This is a genomic window from Spirosoma validum, assembly GCF_014699035.1.
GTDB lineage: Bacteria > Bacteroidota > Bacteroidia > Cytophagales > Spirosomataceae > Spirosoma > Spirosoma validum.
Window position 1 is genome coordinate 285,106 of sequence record NZ_JACXAA010000003.1, and the last position, 14,466, is coordinate 299,571.

Sequence of the window (14,466 nt, forward strand, 5' to 3'; positions counted from 1 at the left end):
CTGTTAGGATTGCGGCATCATCTGGCTAAAATTCAGGATGATAAATTCGGCAGGACGGACGATAGCCATCCCGATTTCGACGATCATACGGCCTTCCAGTACATCCAGCCCGGTCATGGTTTGATTCAGACCAACGGCTACGTAAAACGCATGGTCGGGTTTGGCTCCCTGCAATGCACCGGCCCGCCACTGCAGAATCAGGAAATTTTCAATCATAGCCCGTACCCGTACCCAGGTGTTGGCATCGTTTGGCTCGAAGACAAACTGCCCACAAGCGTTTTTGACCGATTCCTCAACCATGTTGCAGAACCGGCGAACGGAGACGTATCGCCATTCATTATCGTTACCGGCCAGTGTACGCGCTCCCCACACAATAGCTGGCCCACGACCCGGAAAGGAACGAATCACATTGATAGATTTGCCATCTCTGGCGTCGACATTCAGCCCCTCATGCTCTTCGTGTGAAATGATTTGCGAGGGTCGAATAACCAGATCCATGTTGGTGTTGGCGGGTGCTTTCCAGACACCGCGTGTCGAATCGGTATCGGCGTAAATACCGGCTATCCCCGCTGACGGCGGCATGCGCATGGGCTGATCGCGAATAGCCGATATGATCTGGAAATATTGCGCATTATTGCCTTTTTTCAAGGTATCTAACGTAGTGCCATCAACCGTCACTTTCGAATCATCAATGACGAAATCTAAACTCGTGTCGACGTTTGGGTAATAAGCGGCACCATACTTCAGATTGTCCGTACCAATTTTGCTTCGTAAAATGGCAACAGGGCTTTTATCATCTTCGGTTGCCGTGGCATCCGTAATTGTTTTCTGATCAGCTCTGTAAACATCCATTACGACAAACCGATCCATCAAATCTGCACAACTTTTCAGCGCGGCTACCTGAAGGTTATAATAGTCTGTAGCTGTTGTTAAAGCCTGTGCATCCGTGAAAAGAATTAAAGTGACTTCATCTATTTTTTTCGATGCCTCTAACCCGTCAGCCAGATCACTGGACAGCACAAGGCCACCATTTTTATCGTACTTACCTACCGAGATAATATAACATGGACCTCCACCATTGGCGAAGTAAAACTGGAGGCTATAAAACAGTTTAAATTTCGATAATTTGGTTTCATCAAAATTTACCGTAATTACAGGATCGCCCGCAGCATTCTTAGCGCTGATACTAATACCTTCTTCGGGCTGTGCATTCCCAAAATAAGTCTGATATTCGACTAAGGATGTGATACGGACCGCCTTGATTAAGTTGTCCACTATTTCTTTATCCGTAAGATGTTTCTGATCCTGGGTATAACCAATAAAGGCTGGAATCGCGGTTTCTACAGCCGCTACAGAAGGCGGAAAGGTTGGAATTTCGTTTATGTAGACGCCGGGGGTTTTATAATCTGTTGTCATCGGATAGTTGATTTTAATTGCTGGTTATACTTTCGGGACAAACACGTTAGAATAAAAAACATCGTCGCCCTGTTGACTTATCGCTGCGTCAGGGCCAGGCAGGAAAACGGTTGGACTATTGATCGTCTTTTGAAAATAGGAAGCTTCTGCCGATAACAAACGCGGATCAACGGTAATGAGATCTAGGCCTTTTTCGGTTAAAAAATCGTAACTATCCGGCTTCGTAAGCTTCTTGCCGTTGTTCGAACGGTAGCGCCAGTACGTTGCCCGGCTTTTGATCAAAATGTCAAAAATGCGATGGCTTTTTCTGATTGAATTGTCGGCGGTAAGTACGCTGAAATCTTCTCCCTTTGCGGTAGTGATTTCAATGAGTGCATAAGGACGTAGTGTCGCCAGCGTATCGCTGAAATAGATCATTTTCGACTCTTCCGGATTTTCGTTATAGCTGACTGTCAGCAGGTATAATCCATCGGTTATTTTGTTCCCCTTATCATCTTCCAGGAAGTTTAGCGATACGATTTGTACGGGTGTATCGAAGGAAAGACTTATTGTTTTTACTGGCTCGGTGCTCCCATCTGCAACTAATTTTGCAACCAGTTTTTTTATCGGTTCGGTCGCCTGATACGGAATTGTTTTTTGCGCAAATCGACACGTATCCTGATCGTTTACATACATGTACTGATCACCCTGATCACTCAAAGGCATCCAGTCTAAAGCTGTATCTGAATTTGTTGTTTTTCGGGCTATTTGCAGCTTATCTGATGTCCGGGCTAACTCACCCATTGCATAGGTTTTTTCCTTAGTAAAATTTGCAATTGTATTTGACAGCGTCGGCGCTGTTCTCATACGTTTTAATTGCAATGGTCGATTGGAAAAATAATAACCTGTATTGCTGGCTGATTCAGAAGTGAACGATCTGAATTGTGGGTTTTTGGTGCGTATTGAAAATTGAAATAATACGGGTTCTTTGAGCGGTATTCTGGGCGTTACCTGATCAAAATTCACCTCGATACCCAATATAAATCCAGTAGGTTTTACGGCAAAACGGATGTGATAGTCCGTTAGCTGTTTTTTGCAACTTTCAGTAGGTTCAATTAGTAAATCATTCGCTACGTTGTATTGCCTGTTTATTACTTTTTCTGCCAGACCGTTGGGCCATTCCGTTCGCTTTTTATCGAACAGAGACGTACCATCGGCCTGCATCAAATAATATTCATGCAGGAGTCTTACCTCAAAAAGACGTTTGAATAGCATTGAGGCCATAGAATTGACGATTACTAATTCATTTTTCGAACCTGGCTCTGAATTTCTTCGATAAGCGGTATGTCCTGACCGACGTTGCGGTTTTGAACGCTCACTAAACGAATTTTATACATGGCAAACGGAATTTGTCGACCACCCAGCGAGCCCCACAGGTGATTGATCTGCTCAAAGGTGAGTGTATATAAATCGGCAAATAATTTAAGTTCATTCAGGGTATTGTCCCGGTTAGGAATACCATTTACATTGAGCGAATTGGCGAGGGTAAATCCGGTCCGATATTGAAAAAATTCGATTACATGCGACAAGCCACGTAGTGATTTTATGTAACTATTCGTGGTAGCGGTTTCGCCCCCTTCATTTAGGTTGGAAGTGATTAGTACGTATAAATTCAGATGAATCGGTGGCGATCGGTATTCGTAACCTCCTCCTAAACCAGGTACGTAAGGAAGGCTATTTTTAAGGGTGCTCTCTTCTTCGATGTTGACCAGAGAGAGGATAATCTTATCTTTTAACGGCTCATCCTTTTCGGTTTCCAGCAACGCAATGTTTCGTAGATCGACCTCGATGCCAGCCTCTCCTTTATCATTGCGGATAAAGTAGGCTAACTCGTTGCGTAACAGGACGAGGGCTGCGTCGATCATGGTATGGGTAAGTCAATAAAATTTCGTGCTAATGTTATAATAGGCGTTTGGGAAACCTTGATCTTTTGAGCGAACGGTTGAAAGTTGTGTGTATACGCAAAAATTGATGCTTCGTGTTGATTTTCAAGTTATTCCACAGGTTATAGAGGTATATACGTTTGTCGATGTAAAACGCGTCTGTGTAAAAAAAAAGCCTGGAAGCTATGACGTGCTTCCAGGCTTTTAAAAAATGGGACAGAGTTATGACCGTGTCGTTTACCGACTTAGGGACGTAGCAGGTGGCTGAAATAAAAAGTAATCGTAAATGGTGCGGGCCAGATGGGCGATGGTTGCTTCGCGTTCTGCCAATGGTTGCGGGGATGGACCGACAAAAACCGCAATAGCTATGTGCCCTGCGTCGCCGGGCAACGTAATGATGCCGACGTCATCCGTTGCGTTCCCATCTAATGAACCTGTTTTGTGCGCAATAAGCGTTTCGGGAGGCAGATATCCTTTGAGTCGATTTAACCCACCCCGGCAGCGTTGCATCACAGCCAGCAGCGTATCCCGACTGGCGGGCTGAAGCGCTTTTCCACGAAAAATCTGAGTCAGTAAATTGACCATAGCCTCCGGCGTCGACGTATCACGAAAGTCATCTTTAAATTTTACTTCAGCCGCTTTACGTGATTCGGGTGTGGTCCCTTTTTCCAGATTAGCGTAAAAACCCAGCGTCCACTGGTCAGCGGGGGGTAATGTAACGCCTTCCAGATCGGCCAATAATTGAATAATGGATCGGTCTACCGACATACCCTGAATGCCCAGCGTTTTCAGCCGATTCTGAACGGCTTCCGGACCACCGGCCAGACGTAGCAGAATATCCGTTGCCGAGTTATCGCTAATCACCATCATCAGTTCGAGCAGATTCTGAACGGATAGTTGAACGCCCGGCTTTGCAAACAGCACATCCAACGTACCGCTACCCGGATGCAGATCGGATGGTTTCAGATCCGTCATGGTCATAAGCGACAACTGGCCTTTTTCAATCTTTGTGAAAAGTTCAGTCGCAATGGCCACTTTAACCGTGCTCGCCATCGCGAACCGCTCCTGCGAATTCAGGCTTATCTGTTTGCCACTTTCGAGATGAAGCGCGCAAACGCCCACTTTGCCTTTAGCCAGTTTGGCGATACGTTCCAGTTCCTGCTGCAACCGTTGCGTCGCTACGTCTGGGATTGTCTTTGTCGACAAACTGGTCTGAGCCCGAAGCAGAGCGGGAGAATGAATGTAGAAGAGTAAACCAATCAGTAATGAAGTAACGTAGCGTAGATTCATAGTTCGGTTAACGTGCAGTTATGTAGTTATTAAGATTTTTAGGGTTGTTGTTCAAGGAGACAACCTGTGTAAAGGGACTTATTTGACAATCTTACCTTCGCACTCAAACGGGAACGAGAGAACGGTATCTTTTTTGTGAATATAAAACACTAGCTCATTCTTACGCTTAACAACTGTATCGCCTATGGCAATGTATTTTGTGAAAAAAGGGTACCAACTACCCAGATCAGAATACCTGTTTCGACTTCCGTCATGGGCGTTAATCCCCTCTATACTAAACCAGCGGCCATTAAATTCTCGTGCCTCTACTTTGATCGCACATTCCCTGGATCGGTAGCTTTCTGCATCAAGGTCACAATTACTCCCTCCGCAACCCGAATTCAACCCGATAAGTGTGAACGTTGTGATGATTTGCTTCATCTTTCTGGTTATATAAGTTGGTTTGAAGTTAGGTTATGATAAATCCCTTAGCATAAGCAGTCAGGCAGAGCGAAACTGTAATTTTAGTACGACCCCGCTGGAGTCAAATGTTTATAGTAATAGTAGTTTCTATAAATATTTGGCCCCAGCGGGGTCGTACTAAATCGATCAAGTATAACCTTGCCTGATTATTTAAACGCCGATGGGTTTTTATACTTCTGTACGAATTCTTTAGCTGCGGTCATTAGTTCGGGATACTTCGTATCTGTAGCTAACAGTCGAAAAGTTAATTAATCGACCGTTAGCCGGATGAAAGAAAAATCAGTGAACCAAAATCTTATAAACCTCTCAGTGCGTTGTCCAAATCAGTAATCAAATCTTCTACGTTTTCGATGCCGACGGAATAGCGAATCAGACTTTCCGGAATGCCTAGTTGGGCGCGCTGCGCTTCCGTGAGTTCGACGTGACTGGTGGTTCGGGGTGGCCCCGCCAACGTACTGACTGAACCCAGACTGGCCGCCAGATGTACCAATTGAAGTTTGGGTAAAAACTTTTTTACGTCGTCATACGTACCGTTCAGCGAGAAGCTCATCATGCCGCCGAATCCCGACATCTGAGATTTAGCAATATCATGTCCTAAGTGCGTTTCGAGCCCCGGATAAAAGACGTCGTTGACGTTGGGGTGTGCTTTCAGGAACTGCGCAATTTTTAGAGCTGATGCGTTTTGGCGTTCGATACGTAGTTCGAGGGTTTTCATGCCCCGGGCAATCATATACGCCGGATCGGCTTGCAGGCTGGCACCGTTTATTTCCCGGAACCGGAACACTTTCTCGACCAGTTCAGCTTTCCCGGCCAAAACACCACCCATGGCATCTGAATGGCCACACAGGAATTTGGTAGCGCTGTGAACAACCAGATCGGCACCTAATTGTAACGGATTCTGATTAATTGGCGTGGCGAACGTATTGTCGACAACGACCACCGCGCCAACGTTTTTCGCGGCCGTTGCTAACCGCTTAATGTCGACGATTTTTAGTGTTGGATTGGTTGGCGTTTCCAGATAGACCAGATCGCAGCCTTTGGCAATTTCGGCTTCCAGTTGGTCGTGATCGGTGGTGTCGCTTAACGTAACGTTTACGTTATAACTGGGCAGAAAATCCAGGAACAATCGGCTAGCTCCGCCGTACGTGTCTTTCAGCGAAACGACGCGCTTGCCCGGCCCAAGTAAGGCAAATAACGTGTTGCTGATGGCCGCCATACCCGTTGAAAAAGACGTAGCGGCTTCAGCGCCTTCCAGTATACGAACCTTCTCCTCGAACACATGTACTGTTGGGTTCGTGTTTCGACTGTAGATGAATCCACTGGCTTTACCAGTCGCTACGTCGTACCATTCATCAAGATCGTCGTAGGCATACGTAACGCTGTTGATGATGGGGGGCGTTGTAGCACCTTGAAAAAAACGTTCGGTTTCGCCAGCCCAAATAGCGGTTGTTCCTTTTTTCTGCTTCGAGAAATCCATGTGAATCAGGTGTATAAATACAATGAGGTAAAAATTAAGATGATTGGTTTGACCCCTCCGGGGTCAAACCCGTCTGGAAATTGGTCGATCTTACTGGGTAAAATAGACTTTCCTGATTAGACCGTTTTCTACTTTGTAAATGGCCACGGCCTGAGAAGGGGGCTTTTGCGGATTGACGGTAACTTTTTCATGGTCGATCACCGTGTTGTTGAGGACAATTCGGTTAACAATTTCGCAGTGTAGCGATTTCGCTTTATCGAAAAAAGCGCCATAATCTTTTCGCATTGCTTCTTTCCCTCTCGAAATCAGCTTATCGGGCAGATCATACAATTCAATGTCATCGGCATAGGTTGCCAGAAAAGCGTCGATATTGCGGGCGTTATAGGCTTCCACCTGCTTCTGAACGATGCTTTCGGGCGTTACGGTTGTCGAATTTGTAACTGTCTGGTTGTAAGCTGGTAATGCGCTAGTAAGGGCAAACAGAAAAATGCAGAACTGTTTCATGAAAGGGACGTAATAAGAGGTTGAAACGTTACGTTTTATGCAGTCAAAAAACACCGGGTCGGCCCATCAATAGACGACTAATCGGACGATAATCCGTGAACTCGATGTCAGGTGCTACGTATCCTGGCTTAATCGGCTCTTCACGTACCAGATCGGTACTGAGATATTTTTTATTGCTGTCACACAAAATGGTCACCACACGGGCCTCTGAACCCATTTCGGTTTGGAGATTAATTGCGCCAATCAGATTGGCACCTGACGAAATCCCGACGGCGATTCCCAATTGCAGCGCCAGTTTCTGCGCTACCAGAATCGAATCGCCGTCACTGGCCTGCACTACGTGGTCTAACTCACTCAACTTGAGAATATCCGGAATAAACTCATCGAAGAATCCCTGAATCCGGTGCGAGCCGGTTTTGTAGCCCACCGATAACGTTGGTGACTCGGCAGGTTCGAGCGGGTGAATGCGAATATCGGGTTTGCGGGATTTGAGATACCGACCAACGCCCATGACCGTACCGCCCGTTCCGACACCAGCCACGAATGCATCAGGCGTGATGTCGACGCTTTGGAGTTGCAGCCAGATTTCTTTGCCGGTCGTCAGCCGATGGGCTTCGGCATTGTATTGATTGGCGAACTGACGAGGCAGAAATACGTGCGGGTCAGCCGCAGCCATATCCTCCGACCGTTGGATAGCCCCCAGAAAACCGCCTTCTTCCTTCGTAAACAGAATAATATCGGCGCCGAGGCTGCGGATGATGTCGATACGTTCCTGGCTGATTCCGGCGGGCATAATGATCGTGACCGGATGTCCCAGCGCGCGGCCTACTGCCGAAAAGGCAATCCCCGAACTGCCACTGGTCGCTTCAACGATACGGTCGCCGGGTTGGATATGCCCCTGACGATAAGCCTGGTGCAGTACGTGGAGCGCCATCCGGTCTTTCATGCTGCCGGTGAGGTTATAGTGCTCACATTTGACGTAAAGCGATCGTGGCTGACCTCTGTACGTGTAAAAGAGTTCCAGCATCGGCGTATTACCGACCAGGTGCCAGAGATGCTCAAATTTTTCCTGCGTTGCCGGATTGATTCCGGTTTCGATGGGTGATAGCATAGGGATTAATAAAAATTACCCGCAAAGTGCGTAAATCTTTGCGGGTAATGAAACGTAACGTTATCTAGTCTCTGAATTATTCAGGTCGTTAGGGCTTCGCGGTCAGGATCTCTTCCAGTTTTTTGCCTAGTTCTTCGCCACGAACGTTTTTAGCAATGATTTTTCCGCTAGGATCGAGCAGGAAATTCTGGGGAATCGAGCGAATGCCGTATTGCCTGGACACTTCGTTATCCCAGAATTTTAAATCAGATACCTGCGTCCAGTCGAGTCCGTCTTTATGAATGGCTTTGAGCCAGGCTTCTTTAGCATTGGGTCGATCCAAAGAAACACCCAGTACGGTAAAGTTTTTGTCTTTGTATTGATGGAAGTTCTTCACTACGTTGGGATTTTCTTTGCGGCAGGGACCGCACCAGCTTGCCCAGAAATCAATCAGTACGTATTTCCCGCGGAAGCTAGCCAACGATACGGCTTTCCCGGCTGTGTCGGCCTGGGTAAATTCGGGTGCCATGGCGCCAACAGACGTTGATTTGACCGCGGCAAGCATTTTAGCATATGCTTGCCCCGATTTACTAGTTTTCAGAGCGTCGGATAAGCCATCAAATAGGGGTCCTACTTCGGCGTAGTCGGGTGTATAATCATATTGTTGCAGGGCATTCAGACTGACCAGACTGGTCGGGTTTTCCCGGATGAACTGCCCCTTAATTTTCTTCTGTTCGCCCTGGATGAGTTCATACCGTTTATCCAGGTTTTCCTCAAACTCTTTCGATTTCTTTTGTTCTGCTGTTACAGACCGGTACTCCTTCATCAGTTGAGCCATTTTATCCGTGGTTGGCCTAAGCATAGTGGTAAGCTTCTGATTATCAATGTTCAAAGGCGTACCACTTATTACGGCATTTTCCAACGAATCGGGACTATTGACTGTAATCATGCCCGGCTCAAGGTAGATTCCGGTGGCTGCTATCGGGCGGCTTCGGCTAAAGCCCGTTCCCAGTTTATCAACAAACAAAGTAGCCTGCATGGCCTCATTAAGGGTCCCTTTAAACGTGAATTGCCCGTTTTGAATTTGAGCAGAGTCCATTTTTGCCGTACCGTTGTCCATGTAGCGTAAATAGGCCTTCGCTGGCGCTTTAACTCCGGCCAATTTTCCGTTGACTGTGTAAGTTCCCCCTTGCGCCCAGAGCCACGCTGGACTAAGAAACAGAGCTATTATGATAAAAGGCTTCATAGAAAGGCTTCGTTTGTTGATAGTCATGCATAAAAATAGCTAATAATGGACGAACTGTGTCATTATTAGCTATTATCAGTAATCACATTACCGCAGCGAATGCATTATTTATGGCTTTGGCTCGCCAGTTGACGTGCTTCCGTTGGCGGGAGCAAGGGAATTGATCCAGGCTGCAATTTTCAATGCATCGGCTTTGGGGACCTGTGGCATTGGCGGCATTTCGGTAGCGTAATCGGGCCAGTTTTGTGGCTTTGGACTATAGATTAGTTCCAAAATCTGATCGTTGGTGTACTTGCGTTTCGCTACGTCCGAAAAAGCTGGGCCAACCTGCCGTTTGTTGGCCTGGTGGCAGGCTGCACAGGTGTGGCGGGTCAATAAACCTTTCACTTCGTCGTAGGTTGGTGCTTTCGCCATCGTTACGGCCTGCCCTTCTACCAGTTTGGGTTTCGCGCCTGTGGTAACTTTGGTCGATGCTTTTTTGCCCGTTGTAGCCGCGGCTGGCGCTGTAGTCGGCGCAGCCACCGGAGTTGCCGCTGAGTTTTTTGTACTAACGTCACTCATGGCTAGTTTCTGCCCATCGGGAATGTTATTGAGCGTATAGTAAGCAATCGGATGGACGAGTGAGTAGGAGCCTTCGACGCCCCGAACTTCATCAAGGGTTAGTTGATGGATGTAATATTTACGCATGCCGTCGACAATCAGACGAGCCTTCAGGCCATCAGCAGAAACTTTCACGCCTTTGAGTGGCAACGCTTCCTTGTTGATTGTCGGGCTACCATAAACCGAATGGTATTTGTACAGAAAACTCTCAACCCGATACGAGGCTAAATCCTCGGCCGATTTGCGATCAACGGGTTTGGTAAATTCGACTTCAAATCCGTCGGGCATCGCTTTCACGGTGCGCATCTCAAACGGTACGGCACCATTCCAGACTAAACGTTGCAAGCCTTCATTGGCTTCACCAGCCGATCCCCAGCCGCGGTTCGTTTCACCTACGAACAGCGAGCCGTCTTTCGCAAACGCCATACGTAGTACGCCCGACCGAAAACCGTTCCTTAGTTCGATGGCACCGCCCTGGTATTCGCCATTAACCTTTTCCATGAACACCCGCGAAATCTTACTCATCCCCTGATCACCAACCAATAATTGTCCGGCGAAGGGGCCAAACGCACCTTGCGGAATCTCCAGAATTTCGGAGTTCGAAATGCCCAGAATACCGTGAGGTAACCATACGGCCGGTGTTTGGACATCAACTCCCGGAAACTTATCTTTCATCTGATAAAGCAGATTCGGGGTTTCGTTAACGATATTTTCCGGTTTAATAGCCCGGCCATTCTCGTCCCGACGTCGGCGTTCGTCAATAGTCGCGTTGAATTGAGTGGCGGTCAACTTAACCGGAGAGTTAGCTGCACCTGTCCATTGTAAACCCGCCGGGTGACCTACAAACGAACCTTTTTTGACATGAACAACCCCACCCGATCCCATCCAGTCGCCCTGGTTGTCGGCGTAGAACAGTTCACCGTCGTAAATGCCTAATCCGCAGGGCGAGCGCATACCCGTTGCCCACGGCTGCATGGTGCCGTTTTCACTGATCTTCATCGTCCAGCCGCGCCAGGGGACCCGGCTTTCACCCCGCCACCACTCTTCATCACCGAATGCTACGTTACCCGTTACGAAAAACTGACCGTCGGACGCAATTTTCGGGCCGAAACTGTATTCGTGATAATGGCCTGACAGCGGCCAGGCATAAATCGTTTCAAATACATCGGCTTTTCCATCGCTGTTGGAGTCAACCATTTTGGTCAGTTCGCCCCGTTGTGCACAGTACATAGCACCGTCTTTGTACGTCAGCCCCAGAATCTCGTGCAGACCTGAAGCAAACTTGCGGAAATACGGTTTGCGGCTGGTCGGATTCTCAACGATCCAGACATCACCCCGGCGGGTAGCCACGCCCAGATTGCCATCAGGTAACACCGTTAAACCACCCACTTCGAGCAACGTACCTTCGGGAGCAGTTACCTTTAAGATCTTGAAAAAATCTTCTTCCTTGGGCGATTCCTGCGCCTGTACTGCTGTGACAGTTAGGGAAAGAAGTACCGCTATTGTCTTTTGAAAGAATTTCATAATGGATTATTCATTGACAATAGACCACGGATTTTTATGATTACTATGATTTCTTAAGATCATAATCTATCCTAATCATCATAAAAATCTGTGTTCCATTGAATTAAAAAAGTATTGAATAGATCAGTTTACCTTTCACCGGCACGATCAGTTCCTGCCGCCCGTTGCTGTCCCGAATGGTTGGTTTGGCACCCGCTACGTCGTCAATGCGTACGTATTCCTGTCCATCAACAAGGTACATGCCGTTTTCCAGCGCGCTGATGCTCGTGCCGCTGATGATACGTGCATACAGATCGCTGGTCGGATTCGTGACGGTCACTTCGCGCTGAATGCCTTTGCCTTCGGCCAGCACCCGAATCTTATCATCGACCGACGCGCCATAGCTCTGGTAGCGGAAGGTTGGCCGGTCGCTTTCGTCTAGTACGTATCCTTTGGGTCGGTAACCGGAACCGGTCGTGTCGGCCACCCAGTTGGTTTGAGGGGAAGCGAGTTTTGTCAGGAACAGCACCGGCGCACCCAGACGCTGAACCATGCCCATGGGGCGGGAAGAACCATCGCCCCGATCGTGCCACATAGGCGTCGTATCCAGAAACGAACCGCGCCAAACCTGTACCAGCGCCCCTTTATCGAGATCGTAGGTGTAATGCACCTGCTCGGGGCTACCAACCGATACGGCATGGGTAACCCGTAGCGTACGGCCCTGCGTATTTTTCTCGCCGGGCATATCCATGAAACTACGTAGCATCGTGTTGGTCGGAGCATCTACGATAATTGGGTCTACTTCTTCGCCCGTACCACCTGCCATATCGCTCATCGCGTACTCACGAATACCCGGTCCGGCTACGGCTAAGCCGAGGCCTGGTTGAGCCCAGTCGACGAATTTAGCGTAGAGCAGTTCAAACGGGAGATCACCTTTAGGAAGCGTAGCTTTACCTCTTGCATTCCATTCGCTGGGCGCAATGACCGTCTGGTTATTTATTTTCAGGATTCCGCCACCGCCCGGAACGCCCAGATTAAATTGATACTCACCCGGCTCCAAAACACGTAACGTACCGGTATAGCGAATCAAAAACTCGTTTGGAATGCGGCTTACCGATGCCGACAATACGGTTGTCGCTCCTTCCGATTCAGGAGCTTTGCCGCCGAAATCCGCGTCTTTTTGAAACTTGCCCTTGTAGACCGCGTATTTCAGGTTCAGCAGTTCAGGCCGGGGTTTATCGTAGGCAACGTAGCGAATATTGCGGAAGGCCACCGCGCCATGATCACCCTGGATACGGAGCGGACCAAGGGGCTTTTCATCCGGAAACGCTGAACCACGGGTTGGTCCGGTCAGTTCAACATCTTCCTGAATAACGACGCCATTCAGTTCAACCCGAATAACGCGACCGTTTTCTGTTTTCTGCCCGTTTGTGTTGAAACGGGGTGCCTGAAACGAAATTTTCAAATGCTGCCATAAGCCGGGCGCCCGGCTTGCATTCTGACGGGCAGCGTGACCTTCATAACCTTTTTGTCCTTCGGGTCGTTTCTCGTCCCAGCGCTCATAAACTGAGCCATTATCATGAACGTTCGGTGTCCGAATTTCCCAACTGTCGCGTAATTGAATTTCGTAGCGCCCCTGCAGATAGACGCCCGAATTGGACTTAGCGGCCATCATGTAATCCAATTCTAAATCGACGTCACCGTGTTGTAGGTTGGTAAACAGATCTTTACCGCCCGTCGGATTTTTTGCCGGAGGAATGTTGGCCAGAATGCCCGTTCCTTTGTCGGTGGTCAGCGTGTTTTCTTTGTTTAGATCGGCACGTACGTTGCCGACGATGCGCCAGTTTGACGCAGGGTCTGCAAAGGCACTCATATCGTTGAGTGGAATGGAAATGCCCGGCATCGGAACTGGCTGAGCCATCGTACGTTGCGTAACAAAACCGCAGCCGATACTCAACAGCCAGTAGAAGTGGCTTTTGGAGGATAATTTGAACATGAAAAACAACGAAATTTTTGGGGCGAAATCTACCATTTTTTCTTCGAAAAAGGACGTAAATCCACATTTATCCTATCTTTGGACGGTTTTACCCGTGCGTTCATTAATCCGAATAATTCTCCATGAAAAAAGTACACGTATCGTTTGCCGTTTGCATCGGTATGGCTAGCCTAGCCCTTACGAATCTAGCTGTGGCCCAACAGGCTGAACCTAGAAAACCTACTCCCGAATCAACTGAAATTTGGGAGCCCGTTCCACCGGTCGTTACACCAGGTAAAATATCGGCGAATACCAGTGGTACCACTCCGCCGTCTGATGCCATTGTGCTCTTCGACGGTAAAAACGCCGACGAGTGGGTTGCCATAAAAGGATATTCGCCAGCTAGTTGGGAAAAAACCAACGAAGGCCCACTCAAATGGCCGGTCAAAGACGGAATCTTATACTCGACCGTTGGTTTTTCTGCCCGTTCTAAGCAGGAATTCAATGATTTTCAATTGCATATCGAATTCAAGACGCCTGAAAAAGCAGAAGGTAAAAGCCAGGCAAGAGGCAATAGCGGTATCTTTTTACAAGGCCGTTATGAGTTACAGGTGCTCGATAACTACAATAACCCGACTTACGTAAACGGGATGGTCGGTTCGATCTACAAACAGGCGATTCCGCTGGTTAACCCAAGTCGTCCTCCGGGTGAGTGGCAAACGTACGACGTTATCTATCAGGCACCCAGATTTAACAAAGCCGGTATGATGATGGACTACGCCTACGTAACAGTACTGCTGAACGGCATATTGGTACAGAACCATGCCGCCATTCGGGGTACGACGGAATACATTGGTTATCCTAAAGTACAAGCTCACGGTGCCGGCCCGATTCTGTTGCAGGATCACGGCAATCCGGTTGGTTTCCGCAATATCTGGGTACGGCCTTTGTAGCTGCTTCGTTTACCATTTACTAACTGCC

The 14,466-nt window shown here is 48.1% G+C and carries 11 protein-coding genes; 1 reads left to right on the top strand and 10 read right to left on the bottom strand.

From position 1 onward, the window contains the following. Window positions 1-3: 3 nt before the first annotated feature. The 10 genes from IC230_RS09925 to IC230_RS09970 all read right to left on the bottom strand — a co-directional run bounded on the left by IC230_RS09925 (window position 4) and on the right by IC230_RS09970 (window position 13,506). On the bottom strand, window positions 4-1,416 hold the full coding sequence (locus IC230_RS09925) for a phage tail sheath family protein (RefSeq protein WP_191038834.1): 1,413 nt from the start codon (window positions 1,414-1,416) through the stop codon (window positions 4-6). A 24-nt stretch (window positions 1,417-1,440) separates the two neighbouring features. Next, window positions 1,441-2,679 (bottom strand): hypothetical protein, encoded by a 1,239-nt coding sequence (locus tag IC230_RS09930; protein WP_191038835.1) that lies wholly within the window; start codon window positions 2,677-2,679, stop codon window positions 1,441-1,443. A 14-nt stretch (window positions 2,680-2,693) separates the two neighbouring features. Then, window positions 2,694-3,320 (bottom strand): DUF4255 domain-containing protein, encoded by a 627-nt coding sequence (locus IC230_RS09935; RefSeq protein ID WP_191038836.1) that lies wholly within the window; start codon window positions 3,318-3,320, stop codon window positions 2,694-2,696. A 255-nt stretch (window positions 3,321-3,575) separates the two neighbouring features. Next, window positions 3,576-4,628, bottom strand: a complete 1,053-nt coding sequence (gene bla, locus IC230_RS09940; protein WP_191038837.1) for a class A beta-lactamase — start codon at window positions 4,626-4,628, stop codon at window positions 3,576-3,578. Window positions 4,629-5,385: 757 nt separating this feature from the next. Next, window positions 5,386-6,567 (bottom strand): cystathionine gamma-synthase family protein, encoded by a 1,182-nt coding sequence (locus tag IC230_RS09945; RefSeq protein WP_191038838.1) that lies wholly within the window; start codon window positions 6,565-6,567, stop codon window positions 5,386-5,388. A 90-nt stretch (window positions 6,568-6,657) separates the two neighbouring features. After that, window positions 6,658-7,071, bottom strand: a complete 414-nt coding sequence (locus IC230_RS09950; RefSeq protein WP_191038839.1) for a nuclear transport factor 2 family protein — start codon at window positions 7,069-7,071, stop codon at window positions 6,658-6,660. A gap of 43 nt (window positions 7,072-7,114) precedes the next feature. After that, window positions 7,115-8,182: a PLP-dependent cysteine synthase family protein gene (locus IC230_RS09955; RefSeq protein ID WP_191038840.1), complete on the bottom strand. Its 1,068-nt coding sequence runs from the start codon at window positions 8,180-8,182 to the stop codon at window positions 7,115-7,117. An 88-nt stretch (window positions 8,183-8,270) separates the two neighbouring features. Further along, on the bottom strand, window positions 8,271-9,407 hold the full coding sequence (locus IC230_RS09960) for a TlpA disulfide reductase family protein (RefSeq protein ID WP_191038841.1): 1,137 nt from the start codon (window positions 9,405-9,407) through the stop codon (window positions 8,271-8,273). Window positions 9,408-9,515: 108 nt separating this feature from the next. Continuing rightward, window positions 9,516-11,531 carry a c-type cytochrome gene (locus IC230_RS09965; protein WP_191038842.1) on the bottom strand — a complete coding sequence of 672 codons (2,016 nt, stop codon included), beginning with the start codon at window positions 11,529-11,531 and terminating at the stop codon, window positions 9,516-9,518. A 103-nt stretch (window positions 11,532-11,634) separates the two neighbouring features. Further along, window positions 11,635-13,506 (bottom strand): 3-keto-disaccharide hydrolase, encoded by a 1,872-nt coding sequence (locus IC230_RS09970; RefSeq protein WP_191038843.1) that lies wholly within the window; start codon window positions 13,504-13,506, stop codon window positions 11,635-11,637. A 122-nt stretch (window positions 13,507-13,628) separates the two neighbouring features. Between IC230_RS09970 and IC230_RS09975 the strand changes: the two genes are divergently transcribed. Beyond that, window positions 13,629-14,438 carry a 3-keto-disaccharide hydrolase gene (locus IC230_RS09975; protein WP_191038844.1) on the top strand — a complete coding sequence of 270 codons (810 nt, stop codon included), beginning with the start codon at window positions 13,629-13,631 and terminating at the stop codon, window positions 14,436-14,438. The last annotated feature ends 28 nt before the right edge of the window (window positions 14,439-14,466 follow it).